Origin of the sequence: Ensifer sp., assembly GCF_031989085.1 — a bacterium.
Taxonomy (GTDB): Bacteria; Pseudomonadota; Alphaproteobacteria; order Rhizobiales; family Rhizobiaceae; genus Ensifer.
In genome coordinates this window covers 498,074-523,307 of the sequence record NZ_DALZXU010000001.1, presented here as the reverse complement: position 1 = coordinate 523,307, position 25,234 = coordinate 498,074, and the positions used below count along the sequence as shown (strand labels likewise).

Sequence of the window (25,234 nt, the reverse complement as noted above, 5' to 3'; positions counted from 1 at the left end):
GCCTGCTGAGGTGACCACCCGCACCGCCCCGGTGGTATTTGGGGTCGCCGTCCGCCATGCGACCCTGTTGCCTCTTCTCAGACCGCCCCCCGTTTGTTAGCAGTGCGCCGCAATAGGACTGCGCGACCATGTCGGCGCGCATGGCCTGCCTGCCACAACCGGACGAGACAGATGCGAAAGACCCCCGCCGAATGCACTGACATGGCCGATGTGCGCGCCGAGATCGACCGGCTCGACCAGGCGCTCATGGCGCTTTTCGCCGAGCGCTGGGGCTATATCGACCGGGCGGCGGAGATCAAGCGGCCGTTGAAGTTGAAGGCCGATATTCCGGCGCGAGTCATGGAAGTGCGGAAAAACGCCCGCAAGAATGCCGAAAGCCGGAACCTCGATCCCGATTTTTACGAGGAGATCTGGGCGCGGCTGATCAACCACGCCATCGCCCATGAGCAGAAGATCCTGGGCGAGACGGGCGGCGATCAAACGCCCTGACCGGCAGGCTCAGACGAGCCGGATCTGCGGGCGCGCCAGATCGTAGCTGTTCTTGCGCGCCAGATGCTGTTCCCAGGCAAAGGCGGTCTCGACGATCTCTTCGAGGCTCTGATGGGTTGGCATCCAGCCCAGCTCACGACGGGCAAGCGTCGGATCGGCGACGATGCGCGCGACATCGCCCGGTCGCCGCCCACCGTGCTCGACAGCGATGTCTCGGCCCGAGATACGCCTGACGGTGTCGATCACCTGCAAGACGGAAAAACCCTCGCCATAGCCGCAATTGCACACCAACGGGTCGCCCCCGGCCCTGAGATAGGCAAGCGCGCGCATATGGGCCTCTATAAGATCAGCCACATGGATGTAGTCGCGCACGCCGGTGCCATCCGGGGTCGCATAGTCGGTGCCGTAGATATCGATCTTCGACCTCTTGCCGAGTGCGGCCTCGCAGGCGACCTTGATCAGATGCGTCGCGCCGACCGTCGACTGGCCCGCACGCCCCTTGGGGTCAGCACCCGCAACATTGAAATAGCGCAGCGCCACATAGCGCAATGCATGGGCCGCTGCCGCATCGCGCAACATCAGCTCAGCCATCAGCTTCGACAGGCCATAGGGGCTCTCGGGCTGGGGAGGCGCGGTCTCGCGCACCGGATCTGCGCCATGCTGGCTACCGTAGACGGCCGCCGTCGACGAAAAGACGAAATGGCCGATGCCGGCCTTGACGCCTGCCTCGACCAAGGCGCACGTGTTGGCGGTATTGTTATGGTAGTAGGCGAGCGGATGGGCAACGGATTCGGGCACGATCGCTGATCCGGCAAAATGCACGATCGCATCGATCGCGTTTTCTTCGAATATGCGCGCAAGCAGGGTCTGATCGCCGACATCGCCCCGATAGAAGCGCGCCTCGGGCGCCACCGCCCAGCGAAAGCCGGTGGACAGCCGATCGACCACGACCACATCCTCATGCGCGTCGAGCAACGCCCACGTCATGTGGCTGCCGATATAACCGGCGCCGCCCGTTACCAACACGGCCATTTGGTGTTTCCCGTTCCCTGCAATATCAGCGACAGCAAACCGCATCGATGCTTTCCAAACCGGTAAAGCCGACGGCTCCGCACGGCAGCGGGACCACAATTCCTTGGTGTAGAGTTAAGAAATGGTCACGCCGGATGATCGGCGCCGCCGATGGCGCGCGCCGGACACCCGGATTGCGGCCGGTCAGCGGCCGAGGATGTAGCCCTGCAGGCGGCTTGCCGCTTCGGCGACCTGCGCCGGATCGCGCAGGAAGCAGGCGCGCATGAACAGCGAACCGCCATCGCCGAAGGCGGTTCCCGGCGCCAGGCCGACGCCGGTCTTGTCGACGATATCGATGGCCGCGGCCCGCGAATCCGTGACGCCGTCGATCTTGAGGAAGGTGTAGATCGCGCCTTCGGGCTTCAGCGTCTCGACCCGGTTGGTGGCAATCAGCGCGTCGCACAGAAGGTCCCGGCTCTGCGCCGCCTTGGCGAGGTTGGCATCCACGATCGCATCGCCTTCGTCGAGCGCCACGACGGCGCCGCGCTGCATGAACTGCGCCACACCTGAGGTTGCATATTGCACCAGGTTTTCGAGCACCTGGCCGATTGCTGGCGGCGCGACGATCCAGCCGACGCGCCAGCCGGTCATCGACCAGTTCTTGGAGAAGGAGTTGACGAAGATGACGCGTTCGTCGGTGTCCATCACATCGAGGAAGGACGGCGCCCGGCCGCCAGCATAATGATAGAGTGCATAGATCTCGTCGGCGACGATCCACAGGCCGTGCTTGCGTGCGAGCCCGAGAATGGCGCTGAGATCGTCACGGCTTGCCGTCCAGCCGGTCGGGTTCGACGGGGTGTTGATGAACAGGGCCTTCGTCTTCGGGCCGACCGCGGCCTCCAGCCGATCGAGGTCGAGCTGCCACGTGCCGTGTTCGAAGCGCAACGGCACCGAGACGGGCCGGACGCCCGACAGTTCGGCGGCAGCGGCAAAGTTGGGCCAGGCCGGCGTCAGAAGCACCATCTCGTCGCCCGGCGAGGTGATCGCCTCGATCGCCAGCTTGATCGCCTGCATGCCCGAGCCGGTGACGTAGAAGTGCTCCGGCGACAGGTCTTTCTGGAACCGGCGCTGATAGTAACGTGTCAGCGCCTCGCGCAAAGGCGGGATGCCGCGCTGCCAGGTATAGAAGGTCTCGCCGGCAAGAAGTGCTTCGCTTGCGGCCTGTGAGATGAAGGTCGGCGTTGCAAGATCGCCCTCACCCACCCAGAGCGGGATGAGACCATCGCGCCCGCGGGCATAGTTCACGACCTCGACGATGCCGCTTTCCGGCGCCGAACGTGCACGGGGACTGATGGTGGACATGAAGGTCATCGACGGGCTCCTGGATCCCGGTGCCTCGGGTCGCATCGACCCGAGGCACCGGCGATCGTTGTCATGAGGTGGAGCGGCATGTGGTGGGCAGGCCGCACAGGCCTGGCTTGCAGCCGCTCCCGATTGCCCGTCGCTTCTAGCCGCTTTCGCAGCGGCGATCACACGACTTTATCTGACCGGTTAATTGATTTCTGTGATGTTTCCGCGGGCCCCGGCGCGTGCCGGAACCCGCTGAAAGGATACATCAGGCGCGCTGCTTCAAGAGGTCGCGAATTTCCGAAAGCAGGCGAACGTCTTCCGGCGGCGGCGCGGCCGGTTCGGATTCCTTCTGCTTTTCGACAGACGCGCGAATGCGGTTCACGCCCTTGATCATCAGGAAGATGATCCAGGCGAGGATCAGGAAGTTGATGAGGACGGTGATGAAGTTGCCATAGGCAAAGACCGCACCCTGTTCACGGGCAGCCGCCAGGGACGTCGCCGTCACATTGGCCGAAAGCGGCAGGAAGTAGTTGGAGAAGTCGAAGCCGCCGCCGGTCAACGCACCGACGATGGGCATCACCAGGTCTTCGACGACCGAGGTGACGATCTTGCTGAAAGCGGCGCCGATGATAACACCCACCGCGAGATCCATGACGTTCCCGCGGGCAATAAACTCTTTGAACTCATTCAGCATGCGTCTCTCCGTATATCCCCGTTGAAAGCGACCGCCGGCGCTGTCCCGCGCTGCAACCGTTTACGAAATCTAAACCAAAGCGCTGAGCGAGGAAACCTTTCTTTGCCTTTGATCAAATCGCACGCAAGCAAGTTGCCCGATTGCGATCCCGCTTCCAGGCGCCGGCGCCGCGCGCGCATTGTGCAATGGCGCCTTGGACTTAAGACTGATGCCAGGGCAATTCTCAACCTCGCGCAGTTGGCCTATGCTTGGCCCCGGAGGAATGAGGCATGCTCTCGGGTTCGGTCATCTTCGCCTCGGCCTTTGCCTATCTGCTGCTGCTCTTCGCGGTCGCAAGCTACGGCGACCGGCGGGCCAGGAGGAAATCGACTGCCGTCAAAGGCAGGCCGCTGGTCTATGCGCTCAGCCTTGCGATCTATTGCACATCCTGGACCTATTTCGGCGGCATCGGCCTTGCGGCCGAACGCGGCCTCGAATTCACCGGCATCTATATCGGCCCGATCCTGATGTTCACACTCGGCATGCCGCTGATCCGCAAGATCATCCGGCTCGCCAAGACCGAGAAGCTGACATCCGTGGCCGACTTCATCGCCGCCCGACACGGCAAGAACCCGGCGGTGGCGGCCATCGTCGCGCTGATTTCGCTGGTCGGCGCCGTGCCCTATATCGCGCTGCAGCTGAAGGCGATCTCCAGTTCGGTCGCCGCCATGATCAACACCAGCGACTACGGCATCGGCGCCGGGCAGAGTTTCATCGACCTGCCGCTTCTCGTGACGCTGTTTCTCGCCTGTTTCGCCATCGTCTTCGGCACCCGCCACACGGACGCAACCGAACACCAGGACGGCCTGATCCTGGCGATCGCGATGGAATCGGTGGTCAAGCTGGTGGCTCTCGTCACCGCCGGTCTCTATATCGTCTTCGTGATCTTCGACGGACCGATGCATCTGTGGACGCTCGCCCAGCAGAGCCCGGCGGTCGAACAGGCGCTCCACTACGAAACGCCGATCGCGCGCTGGATCCTGCTGATCGTCACGTCGGCCTTTGCGATCATCATGCTGCCGCGGCAGTTCCACGTTACCGTCGTCGAGAACCGCACGGAAGGCGAGCTGCGCACCGCCGGCATCCTGTTTCCGCTCTATCTGGTCGCCATCAACCTCTTCGTGCTGCCGATCGCGATTGCCGGCATCCTGACCTTTTCGGGGTCCGGCGACGCCGACCTCTATCTGTTGACGCTGCCGCTCGCCAACGGGCTACCACTGTTGACGCTAATCACCTTCATCGGCGGGTTTTCGGCGGCCACCGCCATGGTCATCGTCGCCTCCGTGGCGCTGTCCATCATGATCTCCAACGATATCGTCATGCCGGTGTTCCTGCGCCGCAACCTTGGCCAGCGCGGCGGCATGCAGGATAACCTCGCCGGCACGCTTCTCAATATCCGCCGCACGGCAATCTTCGTCGTGCTGCTGCTCGGCTACGCCTATTACCGCTCGGCCGACATCAGCGCCGGCCTTGCCTCGCTCGGCCTTCTCTCCTTCGTCGCGATCTCGCAGATGGCGCCTTCGCTGCTGGGCGGGCTGGTCTGGCGGCAGGCCAATGCGCGCGGCGCGATCTGCGGCATGGTCTCGGGCTTTTTCGTCTGGGCCTATCTGCTGTTCCTGCCAAGTCTCGGCGGGCCCGACAATTCGCATGTCGCAACGACGGTTCTAAGCTTCCTCCTGCCCTTCACCGACGCCTTTTCGGGCGCCAATGCCGATCCGCTGGTCAACGCCACCGCGCTCAGCCTGCTCGTCAACCTGACCATGTATGTGCTGGCCTCGCTGACCCGTGCGCCGAAGCCGCTGGAACGGTTCCAGGCGGGCGTGTTCATCACCCGGCGCTCGCGCACCGAGCGGGCGTTTCGCGGCCGAAAGACCAAGGTCACCGTTCGCGACCTCAAGGCGACGATCGCGCGCTACATGGGCGACGAGCGCATGCAGCGCTCTTTCCACACCTATGAGCGCCAGTCCGGGCGCTGGCTCGACGACAATGCGCCGGCCGACATGGCGCTGGTGCATTTTTCCGAACAGCTGCTGGGCAGCGCCATCGGCTCGTCCTCGGCCCGCCTCGTCTTTTCGCTGGTGCTGCAACGGGTCGACGACACCTCGTCGGATACGGCCTGGCTGCTCGACCAGGCGAGCGAAGCGCTGCAATACAATCAGGACATGCTGCAGACAGCACTTTCGCAGATGGACCAGGGCATCGCCGTCTTCGACAATGCCAACAACCTGATCATCTGGAACAGGCGCTTCCGGCAGTTGCTCGACCTGCCGGAGGCGGCCGGCCAGGTCGGCTTTCCGCTCGCCGACATCGTCGCCATCCTCACCAAGCGCGGCGACATCCGCAAGGAAGAAGAGAAGCGGCTGATCGCCAATTTCCTGACGCTCGACAAGCCGTTCCTGCTCGAACTGGGCAACGGCCAGCAGATCATCGAAGTGCGCACCAATGCCATGCCCGACAAGGGCATCGTCACCACCTATACCGACATCACCCAGCGGGTCGCCGCCGACATGGCGCTGAAGCAGGCAAACGAGACGCTGGAGCTTCGTGTCGCCGAGCGCACCGGCGAGCTGACCCGGGTGAACCACGAGCTGGCCGAGGCGCGGGCCGCCGCCGAAGAAGCCAATATCGGCAAGACGCGGTTCTTTGCCGCCGCCGGCCACGACATCCTGCAGCCTCTCAATGCCGCCCGCCTCTATTCGTCCTCGCTGGTCGAGCGGCTCGGCGAATCCGACAACAGCACGCTGGTCGAAAACATCGATTCATCATTGGAATCGGTCGAAGCCATTCTCGGCGCCGTGCTCGATATTTCCCGGCTCGACACCGGCGCGATGAAGGCCCGGCTGCAGTCCGTGCCGCTCAACGACCTTCTGCGCCGCGTCGAAACCGATTTTGCACCGATGGCGCGGGCAAAGGACCTCGAACTGGTGGTGATGCCGACGTCGCTGGTGGTGCGCACGGACCCCAACCTGCTGAGGCGCGTCGTCCAGAACCTCGTCTCGAATGCGGTCAAGTACACGCTGCGGGGCAAGGTTCTGGTCGGCGTGCGCCGGCGCGGCAAGATGGCGACGATCGAGGTGCTCGATTCCGGCATCGGCATCCCCTCGTCGAAGTTCCGCACCGTCTTTAAGGAATTCGCGCGGCTGGACGAGGGCGCGCGTACCGCGTCTGGCCTCGGCCTCGGGCTTTCCATCGTCGACCGGATCTCGCGCGTGCTCAACCATCCCGTCAGCCTGCAGTCAAAGCCCGGCAAGGGCACCGGCTTCAAGGTCACCGTGCCACTCGATCCGACCGCCGCAGACCGGGTCGCCGTCGGCCCCGTGCCGACGACCAAGGCCAGCGAGGCGCTGAACGGCCTGCGCGTGCTGTGCATCGACAATGAGCCGCGCATCATCGAAGGCATGCGGGTGCTGCTTTCGGGCTGGGGTTGCGTCGTCACCACGGCGGAATCGCTCGCCGCCTGCACCGAGATGTCATCCTCCGCGCAGGAGCGTCCGCACGCCATCATCGCCGATTACCACCTCGACGACGGCACCGGCATCGAGGCGATCGCGCGCATCCGGGCGCTGTTCAGCGAAAACATCCCGGCCTTGCTGGTGACCGCCGACCGCTCGCCGGAAGTGCGTGGCGCTGCCGAACGCGACGGCGTCGGCCTGCAGAACAAGCCGGTGCGCCCCGCCGCCATGCGGGCATGGCTGACGCAACTTTCGACGGCTGCGAAGGCGGCGGCGGAATAGCGGCGTCGCGCGCGGTCTCAAGCCGCGGCGACAGTGCCGATCTTCGAAAGCTGGATCACGGCCTGCGTGCGGCTGTCGACATTGAGCTTCAGCAGGATCGCCGACACATGCGCCTTGATGGTCGCCTCGGACACGCCGAGCTCGTAGGCGATCTGCTTGTTGAGCAGGCCCTCGCCGAGCATGCTCAAGACGCGCGACTGCTGCGGCGTCAGGGTCTGCAGGCGCTGCAGGAGATCGGCGACCTCAGGCTCATAATCCTGCCCCTGCGTATAGCCGGCGGGTACGAAGACTTCGCCGGCCATCACCTTTTCGATGCCGTTGCGGATTTCCTCGATGCCCGCCGATTTCGACAGGAAGCCGGAGGCGCCGAGATCGAGCGCCCGGTGGATCGTCGCGGGATCGTCATGTGCGGACACGACCATGACCGGCAGGCTCGGAAATTCGGCGCGAAGCGCGATCAGGCCCGACAATCCGCTGACGCCCGGCATGGTGAGGTCAAGCAGCATCAGGTCGGCGTCGGGACAATCGGCCGCGGCCTTGCGGGCAGCGGCAAAGTCGCCGGCCTCGACGATATCTGGTGCACCGGCCATGCCGCTCAATGCCTGCCGCATTGCGCCTCTGAACAGCGGGTGATCGTCTGCGATGATGATGGTCATGTCCGGCGTCATGTCGCTCCCTCCCAAGAGCTCCGGCTACAGCCGGCGTCTCCACACGCCTGCTTTAGCCGCACGGTCCGTCCGACCTGTCAGGTCTTCTGCGGCGACGCTCCATCGCTGCTGCCTTCAAGATCCTTCACGATATCCATGAACTTGCGCATCATTCTTTCCATGATGCCCATTGTCCGGTCAATCTCTTCGTCGGTCGGAAGGTCCCGTTTTGCGGCGGCTCCACCGGATTCGACAACCTTTTCGAGCGTTTCCACACGCTTGGTCAGGAGATCCAGTTCCAGCTCGAAGGCCGTGCGCTCGTCGGCGGCCATGCGGCAGACGAGCTGGCCGTCCTTCTCCTGGCAAAGCGAGACTTCGCCGGTCTGGGTGTCGAGACGGGCGATGCCACTATCGGACTTCTGCATGGCGTAGCGGCCCGGCGCCGGCTCCTGGGCGCGCGCAACGCCTGCAAGCCCGATGGCGGCGCCGAGCGCCGCGACTGTTACTGCTTTTCTCATGACTTCGTCTCCATTGCGGACATGCGGGCGGAATTCCATCGGCGAACCACCTTCAGCAATGGACAATCGCCGATATTTGCGGCAAGGCCACGACAGGTTATCACGACGGACAAGCGGGCATCATGAGCTCAATCATATACAAGATCGTTCCGGCCGCACTATGGCAGGAGGCCCAGCGCACCGGCCGCTTCGATGGCGCGCCCATCGATCTTGCCGACGGCTACATCCATTTTTCGACCGGCGAACAGGTCAAGAAGACCGCAGCTCTTTACTTTGAAGGCCAGGAAGGCCTGCTGCTGGTCGCGGTCGATGGCGATGCGCTTGGCGAAGAGCTCGTTTACGAGCCGTCGCGCGGTGGCGCCCTCTTCCCGCATCTCTACGCACCGCTGTTCCTGTCGGCCGTGCATTGGGAAAAGCCGTTGCCGCTTGGCGCAGACGGCCTTCACGTCTTCCCGGAACTCGACGCATGAACAATCCTTTCGCCAACATCGCCCGTCGCGGCCTTTTCCTTTTCGACCCGGAGGCCGCCCACGGCCTGTCGATCAAGGCGCTGAAGACCGGCCTGGTGCCCAGCTGTCCGACCGGGCAGGACAGGCGTCTTGCTCAAACGGTCGCCGGTCTTGCCTTCCCCAACCCGATCGGCATGGCGGCCGGCTACGACAAGAACGCGGAAGTGCCGGAAGCGCTGCTGAAGATCGGTTTCGGCTTTACCGAAATCGGCACCGTGACGCCGCGCCCGCAATCTGGCAACGACAAGCCGCGCATCTTCCGCCTGGTGGAAGACGAAGCGGTGATCAATCGCCTCGGCTTCAACAACGAGGGCCACGGCGCAGCACTCGCGCGGCTCAAGGCCTGCTCGCGCGATGCGCTGATCGGCGTCAATATCGGCGCCAACAAGGACAGCACCGACCGGATCGGCGACTATGTCAGCGGCATTCACACCTTCTATGCCGTCGCCCGGTATTTCACGGCCAACATCTCCTCGCCGAACACGCCAGGCCTGCGCGACCTGCAGGCACGCGAGAGCCTCTCGGCGCTGCTCTCGGCCGTGCTTGCAGCGCGCGACGAGGAAGCGGAGCGCAGCAACAGGCGCGTACCGGTGTTCCTCAAGATCGCCCCCGATCTGACCGAGGAAGGCATGGACGATATCGCCGCCGAAGTGCTTGCCCAGAATCTCGACGGCCTGATCGTCTCCAACACCACGCTCTCGCGCGAAGGTCTGAAAGACCAGAAACAGGCAAAGGAATCAGGCGGCCTTTCCGGCAAGCCGCTGTTTGAAAAATCGACCGCCGTACTCGCCCGGATGCGCAAGCGCGTCGGTGCCGATCTGCCGATCATCGGCGTCGGCGGCGTCAGTTCGGCGGAGACGGCTGCGGAGAAGATCCGCGCCGGCGCCGACCTGGTACAGCTCTATTCCTGCATGGTCTACGAGGGGCCGGCTCTTGCCGGGCGGATCGTGCGCGGCCTTTCCGAACTCTGCGATCGCGAAGGCCTGACATCGATCCGCGATCTTCGCGATACCCGCCTCGACTACTGGGCGGCGCGAAAGGTCTGACCGGCCTTCGCCGGAATTCTGGCGAGCAGGAACAGGCCACGCATCAGGAGGAACAGGTTGAGCCCCGCCCACAGGCCGTGATTGCCGAGGGCGGGCACGAGGATCGCGAGCGCAGCCACGTATCCGGCAAGCGCTGCCAGCATCATGTTGCGCATCTCGCGCGACCACGTGGCGCCGATGAAGACCCCGTCCATCAGGAAGGCGAGCGCGCCTGTCGTCGCCGTCAACGCCGCCCAGGGCAGATACTCGTAGGCGACGGCGCGGACATCTGGTGCCGTCGTCAGGAGATCGACGAGCCCGTGGCCGAAGAAGAAGAGCGCTATGGTCGTGAAGACGGCAAGACCGAGCGACCAGGCCATCGTCAGCTTCAGCGCCCGATCGAAGGCCGGACGGTAGCGCGCACCGATCGACCGGCCGATCAATTGCTCCGCCGCGTTGGCAAGGCCATCGAGATAGTAGCCGGCGACGAGGAAAACGGTCATCAGCACCGCATTGGCTGCCAGCGTCACCGGGCCGAACGCCGTGCCGATGCGCGTCATCAGCGCGAAGGCGGCGACGAGCACGAACGAGCGGATCAGGATGTCACGGTTGAGGGCGAAGAGCGGCCTCAACCGTTCGCGATCGAAAATCATCGCCCAGCTTGGCGCGTCCTGCCTGTCGAAACGACCATAGACGATGGCAAATCCAACGAGAGCGCCCACGATTTCACCGGTGACCGTCGCGGTCGCAACGCCGACGACCCCCCAGCCCATCACCAGCCCGAGCAGGATCGACAGCACGATGTTGACCCCGTTGATCAACACCTGCAGCAGGAGCCCGAGCTTGCCATGACCGCGCCCGAGCACGAAGCCCAGGATGGCATAATTGGCAAGGGCTGCGGGTGAGGACAGGATGCGACAGAGAAAATAGGTACGGGTGACGGCTTCGACATCCGCCGGCGGATCCATCAGCCATAGACCGCCGGCAAGCAGAAGCGGCGACAGCGCGACGACGGCGACACCAGCCGCAAGCGCGATGACCAGCGAGCGCCAGAACACGGCCTGCTGTTCGCGCCGGTCACCGCGGCCATAGGCCTGCGCCACGAGACCGGTGGTGGCGGCGCGCAGGAAATTGAAGCTGGTGAAGATCAGGTCGAACATGATAGCGCCGACCGCAAGCCCGGCGAGCAACGTCGCCTGCCCCATGCGACCGACAACCGCCGTATCGACGAGGCCGAGCAACGGCGTCGTCAGAAACCCGAGCGTCATCGGCAGGGCGATCGCAAGGATCACCCGGTGCGTGACCTCGAAAGGGCCGGAGGGGTCGCGCGGCGAAGCGGGAGGAGCGGCAATCATCGAGCGGTTCCGGCGTGGTGGGTGGGCGGAACCGTTTTAGGGAAAGATCATGGGCGGGCGCAAGGTGTCGCAAGCGCTGCAGCTTTCAACAACATGCCGAGGGCGCAAAGAGCCCCTTCCCCCTACCACTCTACCCGCAGACGGGCGAGGGAACGCAGATCGGTACCGCAGAAGCCGCAAACAGAATGACCGGCGGGATCAGCCCGCCAGCACCATGGCCCAATAGGGACGGTTACCGGAAGCGGCGTTCTGAGCCACGGCGACGCCGAGGCCGCGATAATTGCCCAGCATGTTTTCCAGGTGCTTCGGCGATCGGTACCAGGCAAGGTAGGCGCGTTCGGCATCGTCCTGGCCGACGGCGATGTTTTCGGCAGCCGGCAAGGTGACGCCGTCGCTCTTCATCCTGTTGTAAAAGCTGTCGTTCCAGCCGATCAGGTGCTGCATCTTGCCGACCTTGGCCATCCTGGTGGCCTGGGTCATGGCCGCCTTGGAGGCCGCCCTGTCGGCCACGAGCGGCGACAGGCCCTTGCCCTTGCGCAGCGCATTGACGTAGCCGAGGCTGGCCGCGGTCTGGTCGCTGCCGGTGCCGGTTGCGGGCGTCAAGACGTTGGATGTGGTGCAGCCGGCAAGTGCTGCCAGCGACAATACGGCGCCGGCGCGCAGAAGCGTACGGCGCTCGATGACGAAAAGCTGATCGTTCACGCTCACCGCCGGTAGCTCATGACACGCAGGATGATGAAGGCCGGGATGACGATCGCAGCGCCTAAAAGCAGATAGTCGCCGACGCGACCAAGAGCCGAAAAGCCGGTGTGCCAGAGGTCGAGCAGGAAGTTGCGGATGCCAAAATAGATGTCGGCGGGGTACCAGCCGAAGACGGTCATCACGAAGCCGACGAGGATCGACACCACGACGAGCTTGACGAGGACGCGCAGCGGCGAATCCCCCAAAAATCTGTTCACTCCGTCCGACATCGGCGAGATACTCCTGTTTCCCTTCACATAAGCTGCCATTCGCACCCTCGCAAGTCACCGGAAGTGACGGGCATCGGCCCGGCCTTCAGATTCCGCTTGTGTTTTGTCCAGCCCGGCGTCAGAAGCGCTGATCGCAACCAACATCTCACATTGATGACGCTCAACCAGCTCTCCTCCGGCGACCTGATCGCCGACCGCCGCGCCGACTACGCAAAGATGCTTGCCGAGGCCGGCGAGCCTGAGAGCGCGGCCGATCTCATGGCGCAAGCGCTCGAGCGCGTCCCGCAGTGGGCTGCCGGCTGGTTCCGGCTGGCGGACTATGAGGAAAAATCGGGCCGGAAAGAGGCGGCGATCGATGCGTTGCGCAAAACCTTGGTCCTCAACCCGAGCGACATTTTCGGAGCAGGGCTGAAACTGGCGCTGCTCGGCGCCACCGGGATGCCGGAGCAGCCGCCGAGCCTCTATGTCGAGCGGCTGTTCGACGACTACGCCGACCGCTTCGATCATGCCCTGGTCGAGAAGCTCGATTACAGCGTGCCGGAAAAGCTCGCAGCCCTCATCGAAGGCGCAACGGCAGGCGCGCATTTCGAGCATGTGGTCGATCTTGGGTGCGGCACCGGCCTCTTCGGCGAGCGGATCCGCGCGCGGGCCAGCTTTCTCGAGGGTTTCGACATTTCCGGCAACATGCTGGCGAAGGCCGAGACGAAGGCCGTCTATGACAGGCTGGCCCGTGCCGACCTGTCGCTGCCCCCTCAACAATCCGATGTCTTCGGCAACTTTGCAGCGGCACGCGCCGACCTCGTCAGTGCCGCCGACGTCTTGATGTATCTCGGCAGTCTCGACAGCGTCGCCCGGATCGTCGTCGAATTGCTATCCGGTCACGGTCTGTTTGCCTTTTCGGTGGAGGATGCCGGCACGGTGGACGGCTTCGTGCTGCGACCGTCGCTGCGCTACGCCCATAGCGAAGCCTATGTGCGCGATCTTCTCGTTTCCCACGGCCTGGATATGGTGGCCGTGGAGCGCACCGTCATCCGTATGGATGCCGGGCAGCCGATCACGGGCATCCTGTTTCTCGCCCGCAAGCCTCGTTAAAAACGCAGGGCTGGTTCGCAAAAATACGTCAGCATTGCTGACATATTTTCCTTGATTGTTTTTGTGCGTTGCAGCATTGCTTGGCCATCGCAATCGAGGTTTTTGCCATGGCTCTAAGCAGCAGCGTTTTCGGTCTTTGGAACACCAGCCCGACCCGGCATACGCCGATCGAGGACCTGCAAGGCATCTTCTCCGGCAGCCTGATCGCAGCGCTTGGCCTTTATTTCCTGGCAAGCGCCGGCCTGCTGACCGGCAGCACCGCCGGTGTCGCCTTCCTCTTGCATTATGCGACCGGCGTGAACTTCGGCCTCGCCTTCTTCCTGCTCAACCTGCCGTTCTTCTATCTTTCGTGGAAACGGCTCGGACCGGCTTTCACGGTCAAGACCTTCATCGCCATCGGCGTAACCTCGTTCCTGACCGACATCCAGTCGCGGCTGTTCCAGATCGGCGACATCCACCCGGCATGGGCGGCGCTTCTCGGCGGTCTGCTTCTCGGCTACGGCCTGCTCGCACTCTACCGCCACCGCGCCAGCCTCGGCGGCGTCGGCATTCTCGGCATCTACCTGCAGGAGCGCTTCGGCATTCGCGCCGGCCTGGTGCAGCTGGCGATCGACATGGTGGTTCTGGTCGCCGCCTTCGGCGTCACCAGCCCGTCCGTCGTCGCCTGGTCGGTTCTCGGCGCGGTCGTGCTCAACCTGTTCGTCGCCATCAACCACCGCGCCGACCGTTACATCGCGCTCTAAATCAAACGTCCGAAACGTTAAAACGACAAAGCCCCGGAAATCGCGTCCGGGGCTTTGTCGTCGTTCGATGGCATAGGGTCTCAGGCGGCCTTTGCCGGCGCGTCGACCGGATGCTGCGAGCGCAGGCCGACGGCGACGCGGTTCCAGACATTGATGACGCCGATCGCCATGGTGATCTTGGTGATCTCGGCCTCGTCGAAATGCTCCCGCAACGGCTCGAAGTCCGCATCGGGCGCGCCGGTCTGGGCAAGGTTGGTGAGGGCTTCGGTCCAGGCGAGCACCGCGCGTTCGCGGGCGTCATAGATCGGAGATTCCCGCCAGGCGCAGATCAGATGGATCCATTGCTCGCTGAGGCCCGTGTGGCGCGCCTCCTTCACATGCATGTCGATGCAATAGGCGCAGCCGTTGATCTGCGATGCGCGCAGCTTGATCAGGTGGATCAGGCGCGGCTCGAGGCCCGATTCCTTGATGATGTAGCTGTCGAAGGCGGCAGCCGCCTTGTAGGCGTCGGGGGCGGCTTTGACGAAGTTCAAACGCGGATGCATGGTCTTCTCCTTCGGTGGGTGGGGATCGTTGTTTCAGGCGCCGGCGGCGGACTTGCGTTCGTTGACCGCCAGGAATGTGTTGGTTCGCGCCGCGATGCTGCCGTCGTCGAGGGCGCTCAGATCTTTCAGGATGTCGGCAATGGTGACGCGCCGAAGCTCGGCCCGGTAGGCCTGCTCTGCCCGCAGCATCGCGACATTGATCGTGCACGGCGCCTTCGGCTTGCAGGCATAGGGGTTGGGACCGCGCAGGCGGATCTCGTTGCAGCGAAACGCCGGCTCCGGCCCTTCGACCGCAAGCACGATATCGAGCAGAGAGATCTTTGCCGGCAGGCGGGCGAGGCGATAGCCGCCCCTGGGGCCAGGCACCGCTTCCAGCAGCCCTGCCCCGGACATGGCCTGCAAGTGTTTGAGGAGATAGCTGGTCGAAACCCCGTGAAATTCGGCAAGCGCGGCGGCCGACAGCGTGCTGCCGGGCTGAAGACAGCTCAGCATCGTCACGCTGTGGATCGCCTGCTCGACACCATCACCGAGTTTCATTCGCCTGCCTCCCTAATCATGGACATCTTTTATCCATGATTAGGTCGAAAGTCAATCGGGCAGAGATCGCTGGCGCGGCGGACTTCTCTTTTGCCGGATTTGATCTACCTTTGTTCTCCGTGAACAGGATCGATTCCCCGTGCCCGCAAGGCGATGCGCTGACCTTGCCCGCCCCCTTTCTTCGCTGGTTCGGCGAAAAGGGCTGGCAGCCGCGCGCCCACCAGCTGGAACTGCTGGCGCGGGCGGAGGCCGGCGAAAGCACGCTTCTGATCGCGCCGACCGGAGCCGGCAAGACGCTCGCCGGCTTTCTGCCCTCCCTCGTCGACCTCACGCGCCGCGGCAAGATCCCGCCGGGCTCGGCCTTCAGGGGCATTCACACGCTCTATCTCTCGCCGCTGAAGGCGCTTGCGGTCGATATCGAGCGCAATCTGATGAAGCCGGTCGACGAGATGGGCTTGCCGGTGCGTGTCGAAAACCGCACCGGCGACACACCACAAGGCAAGCGCCAGCGCCAGAAGCTCAACCCGCCCGACATCCTGCTGACGACGCCGGAGCAATTGGCACTGCTGCTGGCCAATGGCGAGGCCGAACGCTTCTTCAGGGATTTGCGCTACGTCGTCTTCGACGAGCTGCATTCGCTGGTCACCTCGAAGCGTGGCCACCTGCTGTCGCTGGGGCTTGCCCGGCTTCGCCGTCTGGCACCCTCACTGCAGACGATCGGCCTGTCGGCCACCGTCGCCGACCCGATGGACCTGCAGCGCTGGCTGGCGCCGCAGGCGCCCGACGCGGAAGCCCACGCCGGCCTCGTGACCGTCAAGGGCGGGGCGAGGCCCGAAATCACCATACTGCGCACCGACGAGCGCGTTCCCTGGGCCGGACATTCGGCGCGCTATGCCATCGCCGACGTCTACACGGCCATCAAGGCGCACGGCACCACTCTGCTCTTCGTCAACACCCGCAGCCAGGCGGAGCTTCTGTTCCAGGAACTGTGGACCATCAACGACGACAACCTGCCGATCGCCCTTCACCACGGCTCGCTCGATGTCGCCCAGAGGCGCAAGGTCGAGGCGGCAATGTCGGAGAACCGGCTGCGCGCTGTTGTCGCCACCTCGACGCTCGACCTTGGCATCGACTGGGGTGACGTCGACCTCGTCGTCCATGTCGGCGCGCCGAAGGGGGCAAGCCGGCTTGCCCAGCGCATCGGTCGCGCCAATCACCGCATGGACGAGCCGTCGAAGGCGATCCTGGTGCCGGCCAACCGCTTCGAGGTGATGGAGTGCCAGGCAGCGCTCGACGCCAATTACATCGGCGCGCAGGACACGCCACCGGTCGGCAAGGGTGCGCTCGATGTGCTGGCCCAGCATGTGCTCGGCATGGCCTGCGCTGCCCCTTTCGACCCGCTGTCGCTTTACGAGGAGATCACCAGCGCCTCACCCTATACCACGCTTTCCTGGGAAACCTTCGAGCGCGTCATCGATTTCGTCGCGACCGGCGGCTATGCGCTGAAGACCTATGAGCGCTATGCCCGCATTCGCAAGACCAAGGAGGGTCTCTATCGGGTCTCCAATCCGCTGGTCGCGCAGCAGTATCGGCTCAATGTCGGCACCATCGTCGAATCGCCGATGCTGAACGTGCGTTTGGTCAAGCGTAACCAGCGCGGTTCGCTCGGCCGCGGCGGCATGTCGCTCGGCAAGGTCGAGGAATACTTCCTCGAAATGCTCTCACAGGGCGACACGTTCCTGTTTTCCGGCAAGGTGCTTCGGTTCGAAGGCATTCGCGAAAACGAATGTCTCGTCAGCCAGGCGTTTTCCTTCGATCCGAAAGTGCCGAGTTATGCCGGCGGCAAGTTTCCGCTGTCGACCTATCTGGCCGAACAGGTGCGCAAGATGTTGGCCGACCCGGCGAGGCGCGCGAGCCTGCCCGAACAGGTGCGCGACTGGCTGTCGCTGCAAAACGACGTCTCGATGCTGCCGCGCGAGGACGAGCTACTGATCGAGACCTTTCCGCGTGGCAGCCGGCACTACATGGTGATCTACGCCTTCGAGGGGCGGCTGGCGCACCAGACGCTCGGCATGCTGCTCACCCGTCGGCTCGACCGCGCCGGGCTGAAACCGCTCGGTTTCGTGGCCACGGATTATTCGCTCGCGGTCTGGGCGCTGGACGATCTCGGCGCGACGTTCCAATTGCAGCGGAAGGCGCTTGCCGACCTCTTCGACGAGGACATGCTCGGCGACGACCTGGAAGCGTGGCTGAACGAGTCCTTTCTCCTCAAGCGGACGTTCCGCAACTGCGCCGTGATTGCCGGGCTGATCGACCAGCGGCACCCCGGCAAGGAAAAGAGCGGCCGGCAGGTGACCGTTTCGGCCGACCTCATTTACGACGTATTGCGCGCGCACGAGCCGGACCATCTGCTGCTCGAGGCAACGCGCAACGATGCGGCCTCAGGACTTTTGGACATCGGCCGTCTCGGGGATATGCTGAAGCGAATCAAGGGCCACATCACCCATCGCCGGCTCGACCGGATTTCGCCGCTGGCCGTGCCCGTGATGCTGGAAATCGGCAAGGAGGCGGTTCAGGGCGAGGCGCAGGACTTCCTGCTGTCGGAGGCTGCCGACGACCTGATCAACGAGGCGATGGGCGCCGAGCCGCTATAGGATATTCCGTGCGCTCGCGAACAGACCAAGGACAGTGACAAAAGGCATGCACAGGCTCGCCCACGCATTATCGGCTTCGACAGACAATACGACCGTGGTTTCCGCGCGCGCCATCGTCCACGGGGTCGAAGCGATCTGCGACCCGCTGGGCAGTCTCTTTCTGCCCGAGACGAGAACGCTCGTCGTGTCCGACCTGCATCTGGAAAAGGGGTCGGCCTTCGCCCGGCGCGGAATGATGCTTCCGCCCTACGACACGCTTGCCACCCTGCGCGTGCTCGAAGCGGCGATAACCCGCCATGATCCGAGGCTCGTGATCAGCCTGGGCGACACTTTCCATGACCGGGTCGGCTCGGCGGCCATGCCGGACACCTTCCGGCACATGATCGCAGCGATGGCGATGGGGCGGGAATGGGTCTGGATCAACGGCAACCACGATCCGGACGGTGCCTGCGGCCTGCCTGGCATCTCGCTGGACGAATTCCGCCACGCGGGCCTTACCTTCCGCCATGAGCCGTCACGGGGCGAGGCTTCCGGTGAAATCGCCGGCCACCTGCATCCGGCGGCTACCGTCGTGCGCCGGGAGAAGTCGGTGCGGCGGGCCTGTTTCGCCACGGATGGAAAGCGCCTGCTGATGCCCGCCTTCGGCGTTACCACCGGCGGCCTCGATCTTCGCCACCGGGCGATGACCGGACTTTTCGACCGCGCCAGGCTGGTCGCCCACATGCTCGGCCGCGACCGGATCTATTCGGTCCGCTTCACCAACCTCATCGGCTGACAGACCGGCCGGCGGTTCAGAACGCGTTGAAGGTCAGTGTCGTCAGGGAGCGGGAGATGCCGGGGACGGTGGCAATGTTATCGTTGATGAACTTGCCGATGTCCTGACCTTCCTCGATGTAGATCTTCAGCAGCAGGTCGTAGTCGCCGCTCGTGGAATACATTTCCGACACGATCTCCTTGCGGTAGATCTCGTCGGCAACCTCGTAGGTCTTGCCGGGAGCGCACTGCAACTGGACGAAAATCGGCTTCATGGCGTTTCCTCTGTTTCTGGCTTGCGCCTTCTTTAGTCGCCTGGCTTGAAAAAGGGAACGTCGCCCGGCTCCGCCAAGGACTATTCCTTGCGGAAGAGCAGGCTTGCGCCCCAGCCGGTGATGACGGCCAGCAGCACCGCAAAGAAGCCGTAGAACAGCGGCTGTTCGTGCGCCGTCTGGGTGATCACCTGCTCGAGGCCGGTCTTGACCACGCGCAGCGGCAGCGCCTTGGCGGCAACGAAAGTGCCGTCGCGGAAGAGATAGGCGCGTACCACATGCACCCCGTTCGGCACGTTGGCCGGCAGCCGCACCGAGGCCTTGAACAGGCTGGAGCTGATGAACTGCACGCCGCCCGGATCGCGCTCGTAGACGCCGCTGGTCTCGCGGATGCGGCGGAAGGCGTTGCGGAACTCGCCGAGGTTGCTGCCGTCGCCGACGAAGCCGAGCGGCACCAGCCGCATGTGGTCGACGCCGATGCCCATATTGCCCATTTCGCCCGGAGGCGCGATCGTCTCGATGTCGCGCGTGCTCGACAGCGAATAGGATTCCGGCACCAGCTCGAAGGTCATGGAGCTGGTGTTCACCCAGATGCCGAAGACGCGCTCCTTCTTGCGCACGGTCGCATTGTCCTTCGGGCCCTCGAGCGACACGATGATATTGTATTTGCCCTGCGCCAGGAGACTGGGGTCGAAGCCGTCGACCGCACCGAAGATCGTCAGGTCAGCGCCGCGGAAATCCGAGGTGATGGCGATCTCGTCGGTCGAGATTCCGATCTCCAGCTTTTCGGTGAAGTCGTTGGCATTTTCGTCCTGCAGCTGGGCGAAAGCCGGAGCGGTGAAGGCCAGCGACAGGGCGGCGAAGGCGATGGTGACGAAGTGAGCCATCAGAAGCCGAACCCGGCTGACACGACGGAGTAGACGTCCTTCGGCGGAATGACGAGTTCGATCGCCAGACGGATGCCTACGGCAAGAACGAGCAGCGCCAGCAGCGCGCGCAATTGTTCGCCGCGCAGCTTCTGGCCGACGCGCACGCCATATTGCGCGCCGATGACGCCTGCGATCATCAAGACGAAGGCGAGCACGATGTCGACGGTATAGTTTGTCGAGGCCTGGACGATGACGGTGTAGGCCGAGACGAAAATGATCTGGAACAGCGAGGTTCCGACGACGACATTGGTCGGGATGCGCAAGAGGTAGATCATCGCCGGGACCATGATGAAGCCGCCGCCGACACCCATGACCGAGGTCAGCACGCCGATGCAGAAGCCGAGGCCGGCAACCGGAATGACGCTCAGATAGATCTTCGACTTCTTGAACCGCATCTTCAGCGGCAGCCGGTGAACCCAGTTGTGCTGGCCGGGACGGCGCAGGGGCGTCGCCTGGTTCTTGGCCGCCTTGCGCATGGCGCGCAGGCTTTCCCAGAGCATCAGGCTGCCGACCGAACCGAGCAGCACGACGTAGAGCAACGAAATGACCAGGTCGAGCTGGCCGACCCGGCGCAGGAGCGAGAACAGCCAGACGCCGACCGTCGCGCCGACGAGGCCGCCACACAAAAGCACCGTGCCGAGCTTCACATCGATCGTACCGCGCCGGAAGTGGGTGATGGCGCCCGATATCGAGGATGCGACCACCTGGTTGGCGCCGGTCGCAACCGCGACCACGGGCGGAATGTTGTAGAAGATCAATAGCGGCGTGATCAGGAACCCGCCGCCGACGCCGAACATGCCGGAAAGAAAACCGACGGCCGCACCCATGCCGAGGATGATGAGTATGTTCACCGACAACTCTGCGATGGGCAGATAAATCGACACGCCGGGACCTCGATATGCCAACGGCCCGCAGCGCGGGCGAAAACGTTACAGTGGCAAGCTATTCACCACACAAGGGGGATTATCTTAAGAAAGCCGACACCCCTCCCGAAGGCGAGGTGGCATAGGCTTCCGTCATGCGCTCCTGAACCGGAGCTGTCAACCTTTTCAGCTACATGGCAGACAGCTTCGTCTCCGCGAACCGTGTCACCCGGTTCTGCGGCTTTATTGCGGCATTCGGCCTGCCGGATCAGGAATTGCGCTTGAGCAATTCCTTCACCAGCTGGTCGGTGATTTCACCGGTCGGTTCCTGGCCGACGGATGTCTGGAAAGCCTTGATCGCGGCAACCGTCTTCTTGCCCATCTGGCCATCCGGCTTGCCTGCATCGAAGCCGTTGTTGTTGAGTATGGCCTGGATGTTGCGGATGGCCTTGCCCATGTCGATCGAAGCGGTCTTGTTGGCAGGGCCGACCCAGGCATCCGGTACGTCGACCGAATTGGCCCTGGCATCGACCGGCTGCGGCTTCCAGGCGTCGGCCTTGGCCTTTGCGCTTGCGAGCTGATCGGGCTTCATCGCCTTGGCGACCTCGTCGCGCTTGGCGGCGGCGTCCGTGTCACCCTCACGGGCAGCGGCTGCGAACCACTTGTAGGAGGCTTCCAGATCCTGCGACACGCCATTGCCGCGGGCATAGAGAACCGCCAGGTTGAACTGACTGTCGCGGATGCCGAGTTCGGCCGCCTTGGCGAACCACTTGGTCGCTTCCGCGAAATCCGGAACGCCGTCACGACCGCTCGCCAGCATCACGGCAAGATTGTGCATGGCGCTGGCATTGCCCTGCCCGGCAGCCTTCAGATAGAGCGCCTTCGCCTTGGCGGCGTCGCGCGCAAGGCCCGAGCCTTTTTCATACATGCTGGCAAGGCGATAATCGGCCGGTACGACACCGGCGTCAGCGGCGCGCTGATACCATTTTGCGGCTTCGGCCAGATCTTCCTTGACGCCGCGCCCTTCGGTAAAGCGTGCTCCGATCTCGTAGAAGGCGAGCGGATCGCCGCCCTTTGCCGCCGTCACCAGCGCAACCGGTCCAAATCCTTCCGGCAACACGACGTCGGCGGGCTTCGCGATCGGAGCGAAGGTGCCAGCCTGGGCGGTGTTGGCCGGGGCAGACTGGAAGCTGGAAGCGGCGGTCGGCTGCTTGACCTCCGGCACCGGCTGAAGCAGCGGAGCCTGCGCTTCATTGGCCACCGTGGTCGATGCGGATGCGTCTGCAAGCGGGGTCGCGACGGCTGGCGTCTCGACGGCGCCTTGCGGCTGCTCTACCTCATCGAGTGCCGCGCCTGGAAGTGGCGGCAACGCCTCGATCGGAGTTTGTGTCGCAACCGCAGCGGCCGCAGGCGCCTGATTGCCAGCGACTTCCGTTGCCGCCGGCGTGGCGACAGACGGCTGATCGAGCACGGGGGCTGCATTCTGTTCGATGATCGCGACCGGCTCGGTCGCCGGCGCTTCACTGCCCTTCAGCATGGTACCGACGAGCGGATAGGACATGATCGCCAGAAGCACGGCGCCGACTGCCATGAGGATCGGACGGCGATGGCGTGCGAAGGCACCGCCGACGCCGCCGGCGCTGCTGCCGTCCTTGGTCTTGTTGAGCGTATCGGCTTCCTCGACCGCCAGCTGCGCTGCCCGACGGGCGGCGGCAATGAAGTCGGACTTGTCGCCGTCGACGGGTTGCTTGCCGCCGCGGTTCATCTGGCCGGCGCGCACGCGCTCCAGGATCTTCTTGACGTCGGGAACGCCGGAGCCGGGCTCGAGCAACTGGTTGGCCTCTTCCGGCGCCAGCATCTCCGAAGGATCGATGGACGGAGCAGGCTCGACAAGCTGACGGGCCGGCTCAGGTGCCGGGTCGGCGCGCTTGGATGAAAAGCGTCGTGTCAGGCCAGCGAGCAGGCCGGTGCGCGGCGCGGAAGCCGGCTGTTCGCGGCCGCCATCGGGCTCGATGGTCGAGACCTGGCTTTCGTCGCCGGCAAAGGCAGTCGCGTGGGCCGAGGCGGTGGCGGCGGCAATGACGCCGTCGTCTTCGGCCTGCAGGGCGCGAACGTTGCGCTGCAGATCCTGGTAGCGGTCGTCGAGATCGGCGCCCGTGAAGGGATCGTTGAATTCCGGCTGCATCGCCTTGGGCATGACAGGCATTTCGCGCGCGACCGGTGCCTCGTAACGGGCCGGGGCCATCGCAGGCTCGCGTCCCTCGATGCGCTCGAGCTTCTCGGCGATGTGAACGAGGGTTTCGTGCAGCGCTTCGAAGGTGCGTGCGGTGCGCTCCTCGCTGGAGCGGCTGAGATCCTCGAGCGTGCGCAGGTCGTCAGCCAGGGCGGAAATTGCGGCGAGATCGCCACCCCCCGTTGCCTGCGGCATGCCGCGCTTGGAATAGGCCTCCATCACCGCTTCGGCCGCCTGGCGGGCAGCCTCGACGATATACTCGTCGCTGGTGGCGAAATAATCTTCGAGCGCGTTCATGCGGTTCTCGAATTCGACCGGCATGGCCGCAACAGCCTCGACGCGCGGCTGGCTGACGAGGGTCGACAGATTGGCGATCTGCGCTTCGAGATTGTGCAGCGCGGCGCGGTCGTCGAAAGGCGCCGCGTAAGTTTCTTCCAGCCGCTGCGCGATACCGGCGAGACGGTCTTCGAGACGGTCGAAACGCGGATCGGCGACCGGCTGCGCGCTCAGCGTGTCGAGGTCATCGATGCGGCGGGCAAGATAGTCGAGCCGTTCGGCCAGCGCATCGTTGACGCTGCCCTGGTCGAGGGCCTCGATCTTGCGGGAAATGTCGTTGAGGTAGCCTGTCAGATCCGGCTGGGCGTTGCGGTGGCTGCGCTCCATCATCAGCGAAAGCTGATCGAGGCGCTCTTCGAGACCGGCGGCCGCCTTCTCGCTGGCAAGGTCCTCGACGCGGGCAGCCAACGCCTCCAGACGGGCTCCAAGACCGGTGTCTACAGGCCGGGAAAGACCGTCGATCTGGCGCGAGAGATCGCCGAGGCGGCTCTCAAGGCGATTGGTAAACCCACTGTCCGCGCTGCTGGCGGTGCGGCTATTGGCGGCGATCGCCCGGCTGATCTCGTCGAGACGCGCATCCAGATCGGCAAACTGCGATACGAGGCGCCGGTCGTCGGGCTGTATCTGGCGGCCGAGCATCTCGATTGCCTGGGCAACGGCAATCATCTTGTCTTCGAGAACCTCGACGGCAGAGCTGTTGCCGAGCGTTCCGATCTGCGACTTGATTTCGTCGAGCCGGTAGGCAAGTGCCACCAGTTCGTCGTCACGGTTCTGATCGAAGGCGATCAGCCGATCCTCGACGCCGTTCCAGCGGCTTTCCATCCGGCGCACGCTGTCCTCGCGGGCCAGGCCGTCGATCATCGTGCGCAGATCGTCGAAATCGCCACGTAGCGCATCTGCCTGGGCCGGCGAGGCCTGGCGGCCGAGCTGCTGGATGCTGTCGGCAAGGCGCTGCATGTCGCCACGCACGTCCTCGGCGAAGCTGTGATCCTCGGCCTGCGCCTTGATGCCGCGAATTTCGGCGCGCAGGGAATTCATCTCGCGGGTAAGGCCGTCGGTGATGTCGCGCTTGAGATCCTGGCGCAAGCCGACGAGCGCCTCGGCGATATCGTTGACGGCAGCCGCCGGGCGGGCGACGGGCGCGCGGACGGGCTGAGGCCTTACGTCGTCGACATAGCGCTCCGGCTCACGCTGGGTCAGGCGTTCCGGCTCGCGCTGCGGCAGGCGATCTCTCAAAGGCGGGCGCTCGCGCGCGGCGTTGAGCGTGCGCTGGCGCTGCATGATTTCGGAGACGGCATCGCGCGGGGACTGGATGTCGCGGGGCGACTGGGTGTCACGCAGGGGTATGCGCTCACGCTCGACCGGGCGAGCCGGCTGTTCGCGGCTTGCGCTGTTCATCAACCCTTCGATCCGAGCCTCCAGGCCCTCGATCGTGCGGTTCAGGGCGTCAAGCGAGGGTCGCTCGCCATAGCTCTGGGTGCCAGCGCGCTGAGGATTTGATCGCGATCCATTCATTGTGCTCTTCGCCCCTGTCCGTCGGCCATCTCGAAAGTCGCCACGGAAGGAAACGTTTTCCTTCGCCCCTGCGGCACTTCCGACTTGGGCAGAGCTACAACAATGCGAGGACCGGACCGGTTGCAGCTTTGACCATCTCAACACGCACCTTTCCTTAAACGTGGTAAACAAGCCGTTAACCGCCGCGAAATTATTTAACGATTTGGCAGGAACGACCCCGCAGAGTGCGACGCGGCGGCAAATTCTTCCGACCATCCAACGAAAAACTGAAACTTCGAGTGGTGCTATTTTTGACGTTTACGCAAACGTCAAAATTTTGTAGCATCCTGCCAACGATGCGAGACCGCCCTCAGTGGGCGGCGCATTCGGCATGTTGCAACCGGATGTCTGCCGCGTGGAGGCGACGATCCGAAAGCGAAA

22 protein-coding genes are annotated in these 25,234 nt (G+C 64.1%); 8 read left to right on the top strand and 14 right to left on the bottom strand.

Features of this window, described 5'->3' with window-relative positions; all coding sequences use genetic code 11:
* Window positions 1-171 precede the first annotated feature (171 nt).
* On the top strand, window positions 172-489 hold the full coding sequence (locus tag RTP54_RS02555) for a chorismate mutase family protein (RefSeq protein ID WP_112808963.1): 318 nt from the start codon (window positions 172-174) through the stop codon (window positions 487-489).
* Window positions 490-498: 9 nt separating this feature from the next.
* Here the strand turns inward: RTP54_RS02555 and galE are convergent, their stop codons facing one another.
* The 3 genes from galE to mscL all read right to left on the bottom strand — a co-directional run bounded on the left by galE (window position 499) and on the right by mscL (window position 3,544).
* Complete coding sequence (galE, locus tag RTP54_RS02550; protein WP_312360716.1) at window positions 499-1,521, bottom strand: UDP-glucose 4-epimerase GalE; 1,023 nt, start codon at window positions 1,519-1,521, stop codon at window positions 499-501.
* Window positions 1,522-1,704: 183 nt separating this feature from the next.
* Window positions 1,705-2,871 carry a pyridoxal phosphate-dependent aminotransferase gene (locus RTP54_RS02545; RefSeq protein ID WP_312360713.1) on the bottom strand — a complete coding sequence of 389 codons (1,167 nt, stop codon included), beginning with the start codon at window positions 2,869-2,871 and terminating at the stop codon, window positions 1,705-1,707.
* Between the two features lie 244 nt (window positions 2,872-3,115).
* Window positions 3,116-3,544 (bottom strand): large conductance mechanosensitive channel protein MscL, encoded by a 429-nt coding sequence (gene mscL / locus RTP54_RS02540; protein WP_112808966.1) that lies wholly within the window; start codon window positions 3,542-3,544, stop codon window positions 3,116-3,118.
* A 269-nt stretch (window positions 3,545-3,813) separates the two neighbouring features.
* On the opposite strand from mscL, the gene RTP54_RS02535 reads away from it, so the two are divergent.
* The gene (locus RTP54_RS02535) at window positions 3,814-7,317 is read left to right on the top strand and encodes a PAS domain-containing hybrid sensor histidine kinase/response regulator (RefSeq protein ID WP_312360710.1); all 3,504 of its coding nucleotides are present in this window, start codon (window positions 3,814-3,816) and stop codon (window positions 7,315-7,317) included.
* A 17-nt stretch (window positions 7,318-7,334) separates the two neighbouring features.
* Here RTP54_RS02535 and RTP54_RS02530 read toward each other — a convergent pair whose 3' ends face one another.
* Both RTP54_RS02530 and RTP54_RS02525 read right to left on the bottom strand, forming a co-directional pair.
* On the bottom strand, window positions 7,335-7,985 hold the full coding sequence (locus tag RTP54_RS02530; RefSeq protein WP_112808968.1) for a response regulator: 651 nt from the start codon (window positions 7,983-7,985) through the stop codon (window positions 7,335-7,337).
* A gap of 77 nt (window positions 7,986-8,062) precedes the next feature.
* The gene (locus RTP54_RS02525) at window positions 8,063-8,482 is read right to left on the bottom strand and encodes a hypothetical protein (RefSeq protein ID WP_312360707.1); all 420 of its coding nucleotides are present in this window, start codon (window positions 8,480-8,482) and stop codon (window positions 8,063-8,065) included.
* A gap of 122 nt (window positions 8,483-8,604) precedes the next feature.
* Here RTP54_RS02525 and RTP54_RS02520 point away from each other — a divergent pair, with 122 nt between their 5' ends.
* Together RTP54_RS02520 and RTP54_RS02515 are read left to right on the top strand one after the other, a co-directional pair.
* A complete protein-coding gene (locus tag RTP54_RS02520) occupies window positions 8,605-8,952 on the top strand; it encodes a DUF952 domain-containing protein (RefSeq protein ID WP_112808970.1) in 348 nt (115 codons plus the stop codon).
* Window positions 8,949-10,037 (top strand): quinone-dependent dihydroorotate dehydrogenase, encoded by a 1,089-nt coding sequence (locus RTP54_RS02515; RefSeq protein ID WP_312360705.1) that lies wholly within the window; start codon window positions 8,949-8,951, stop codon window positions 10,035-10,037. Before RTP54_RS02520 ends, RTP54_RS02515 begins: the two co-directional genes overlap by 4 nt.
* Here RTP54_RS02515 and RTP54_RS02510 read toward each other — a convergent pair.
* From RTP54_RS02510 to RTP54_RS02500, 3 genes are all read right to left on the bottom strand, one after another.
* On the bottom strand, window positions 10,013-11,371 hold the full coding sequence (locus tag RTP54_RS02510; RefSeq protein WP_312360702.1) for an MATE family efflux transporter: 1,359 nt from the start codon (window positions 11,369-11,371) through the stop codon (window positions 10,013-10,015). The genes RTP54_RS02515 and RTP54_RS02510 overlap by 25 nt on opposite strands.
* Window positions 11,372-11,569: 198 nt before the next feature.
* Window positions 11,570-12,073, bottom strand: a complete 504-nt coding sequence (locus RTP54_RS02505) for a CAP domain-containing protein (RefSeq protein ID WP_312360700.1) — start codon at window positions 12,071-12,073, stop codon at window positions 11,570-11,572.
* A 2-nt stretch (window positions 12,074-12,075) separates the two neighbouring features.
* Complete coding sequence (locus RTP54_RS02500; RefSeq protein ID WP_077502863.1) at window positions 12,076-12,342, bottom strand: DUF6460 domain-containing protein; 267 nt, start codon at window positions 12,340-12,342, stop codon at window positions 12,076-12,078.
* Window positions 12,343-12,495: 153 nt separating this feature from the next.
* Here RTP54_RS02500 and RTP54_RS02495 point away from each other — a divergent pair, with 153 nt between their 5' ends.
* Both RTP54_RS02495 and RTP54_RS02490 read left to right on the top strand, forming a co-directional pair.
* Window positions 12,496-13,434 carry a methyltransferase gene (locus RTP54_RS02495; protein WP_312360696.1) on the top strand — a complete coding sequence of 313 codons (939 nt, stop codon included), beginning with the start codon at window positions 12,496-12,498 and terminating at the stop codon, window positions 13,432-13,434.
* 107 nt (window positions 13,435-13,541) lie between these two features.
* Window positions 13,542-14,177 carry a YitT family protein gene (locus RTP54_RS02490; protein ID WP_112809459.1) on the top strand — a complete coding sequence of 212 codons (636 nt, stop codon included), beginning with the start codon at window positions 13,542-13,544 and terminating at the stop codon, window positions 14,175-14,177.
* Between the two features lie 80 nt (window positions 14,178-14,257).
* Here RTP54_RS02490 and RTP54_RS02485 read toward each other — a convergent pair whose 3' ends face one another.
* On the bottom strand, window positions 14,258-14,722 hold the full coding sequence (locus RTP54_RS02485) for a carboxymuconolactone decarboxylase family protein (RefSeq protein WP_112808974.1): 465 nt from the start codon (window positions 14,720-14,722) through the stop codon (window positions 14,258-14,260).
* A gap of 33 nt (window positions 14,723-14,755) precedes the next feature.
* Complete coding sequence (locus RTP54_RS02480) at window positions 14,756-15,259, bottom strand: Rrf2 family transcriptional regulator (RefSeq protein ID WP_112832742.1); 504 nt, start codon at window positions 15,257-15,259, stop codon at window positions 14,756-14,758.
* Window positions 15,260-15,369: 110 nt separating this feature from the next.
* Here RTP54_RS02480 and RTP54_RS02475 point away from each other — a divergent pair, with 110 nt between their 5' ends.
* On the top strand, window positions 15,370-17,913 hold the full coding sequence (locus RTP54_RS02475) for a ligase-associated DNA damage response DEXH box helicase (RefSeq protein WP_312360692.1): 2,544 nt from the start codon (window positions 15,370-15,372) through the stop codon (window positions 17,911-17,913).
* A gap of 46 nt (window positions 17,914-17,959) precedes the next feature.
* Window positions 17,960-18,688, top strand: coding sequence for a ligase-associated DNA damage response endonuclease PdeM (gene pdeM, locus RTP54_RS02470; protein WP_312360690.1), 729 nt, complete (start codon window positions 17,960-17,962; stop codon window positions 18,686-18,688).
* A 16-nt stretch (window positions 18,689-18,704) separates the two neighbouring features.
* Here pdeM and RTP54_RS02465 read toward each other — a convergent pair whose 3' ends face one another.
* The 4 genes from RTP54_RS02465 to RTP54_RS02450 form a co-directional block, all read right to left on the bottom strand.
* Window positions 18,705-18,941 carry an Lrp/AsnC ligand binding domain-containing protein gene (locus RTP54_RS02465; protein WP_053248765.1) on the bottom strand — a complete coding sequence of 79 codons (237 nt, stop codon included), beginning with the start codon at window positions 18,939-18,941 and terminating at the stop codon, window positions 18,705-18,707.
* Between the two features lie 80 nt (window positions 18,942-19,021).
* Window positions 19,022-19,825 carry a TIGR02186 family protein gene (locus tag RTP54_RS02460; protein WP_112808978.1) on the bottom strand — a complete coding sequence of 268 codons (804 nt, stop codon included), beginning with the start codon at window positions 19,823-19,825 and terminating at the stop codon, window positions 19,022-19,024.
* Window positions 19,825-20,751: a sulfite exporter TauE/SafE family protein gene (locus tag RTP54_RS02455; RefSeq protein WP_112808979.1), complete on the bottom strand. Its 927-nt coding sequence runs from the start codon at window positions 20,749-20,751 to the stop codon at window positions 19,825-19,827. Before RTP54_RS02455 ends, RTP54_RS02460 begins: the two co-directional genes overlap by 1 nt.
* 247 nt (window positions 20,752-20,998) lie before the next feature.
* Entirely contained in the window at window positions 20,999-24,814 is a 3,816-nt protein-coding gene (locus RTP54_RS02450) for a peptidoglycan-binding protein (protein WP_312360683.1), read from the bottom strand.
* Window positions 24,815-25,234: the final 420 nt, after the last annotated feature.

Coding starts and splice junctions, on each gene's coding strand:
- pdeM (WP_312360690.1), top strand. CDS start 17,960: ATGCACAGGCTCGCCCACGCATTATCGGCTTCGACAGACAATACGACC.
- RTP54_RS02510 (WP_312360702.1), bottom strand. CDS start 11,371: ATGATTGCCGCTCCTCCCGCTTCGCCGCGCGACCCCTCCGGCCCTTTC.
- RTP54_RS02555 (WP_112808963.1), top strand. CDS start 172: ATGCGAAAGACCCCCGCCGAATGCACTGACATGGCCGATGTGCGCGCC.
- RTP54_RS02500 (WP_077502863.1), bottom strand. CDS start 12,342: ATGTCGGACGGAGTGAACAGATTTTTGGGGGATTCGCCGCTGCGCGTC.
- RTP54_RS02485 (WP_112808974.1), bottom strand. CDS start 14,722: ATGCATCCGCGTTTGAACTTCGTCAAAGCCGCCCCCGACGCCTACAAG.
- RTP54_RS02480 (WP_112832742.1), bottom strand. CDS start 15,259: ATGAAACTCGGTGATGGTGTCGAGCAGGCGATCCACAGCGTGACGATG.
- RTP54_RS02520 (WP_112808970.1), top strand. CDS start 8,605: ATGAGCTCAATCATATACAAGATCGTTCCGGCCGCACTATGGCAGGAG.
- RTP54_RS02450 (WP_312360683.1), bottom strand. CDS start 24,814: ATGAATGGATCGCGATCAAATCCTCAGCGCGCTGGCACCCAGAGCTAT.
- RTP54_RS02495 (WP_312360696.1), top strand. CDS start 12,496: ATGACGCTCAACCAGCTCTCCTCCGGCGACCTGATCGCCGACCGCCGC.
- RTP54_RS02535 (WP_312360710.1), top strand. CDS start 3,814: ATGCTCTCGGGTTCGGTCATCTTCGCCTCGGCCTTTGCCTATCTGCTG.
- RTP54_RS02530 (WP_112808968.1), bottom strand. CDS start 7,985: ATGACGCCGGACATGACCATCATCATCGCAGACGATCACCCGCTGTTC.
- RTP54_RS02525 (WP_312360707.1), bottom strand. CDS start 8,482: ATGAGAAAAGCAGTAACAGTCGCGGCGCTCGGCGCCGCCATCGGGCTT.
- RTP54_RS02465 (WP_053248765.1), bottom strand. CDS start 18,941: ATGAAGCCGATTTTCGTCCAGTTGCAGTGCGCTCCCGGCAAGACCTAC.
- RTP54_RS02460 (WP_112808978.1), bottom strand. CDS start 19,825: ATGGCTCACTTCGTCACCATCGCCTTCGCCGCCCTGTCGCTGGCCTTC.
- RTP54_RS02515 (WP_312360705.1), top strand. CDS start 8,949: ATGAACAATCCTTTCGCCAACATCGCCCGTCGCGGCCTTTTCCTTTTC.
- RTP54_RS02545 (WP_312360713.1), bottom strand. CDS start 2,871: ATGACCTTCATGTCCACCATCAGTCCCCGTGCACGTTCGGCGCCGGAA.
- galE (WP_312360716.1), bottom strand. CDS start 1,521: ATGGCCGTGTTGGTAACGGGCGGCGCCGGTTATATCGGCAGCCACATG.
- RTP54_RS02490 (WP_112809459.1), top strand. CDS start 13,542: ATGGCTCTAAGCAGCAGCGTTTTCGGTCTTTGGAACACCAGCCCGACC.
- mscL (WP_112808966.1), bottom strand. CDS start 3,544: ATGCTGAATGAGTTCAAAGAGTTTATTGCCCGCGGGAACGTCATGGAT.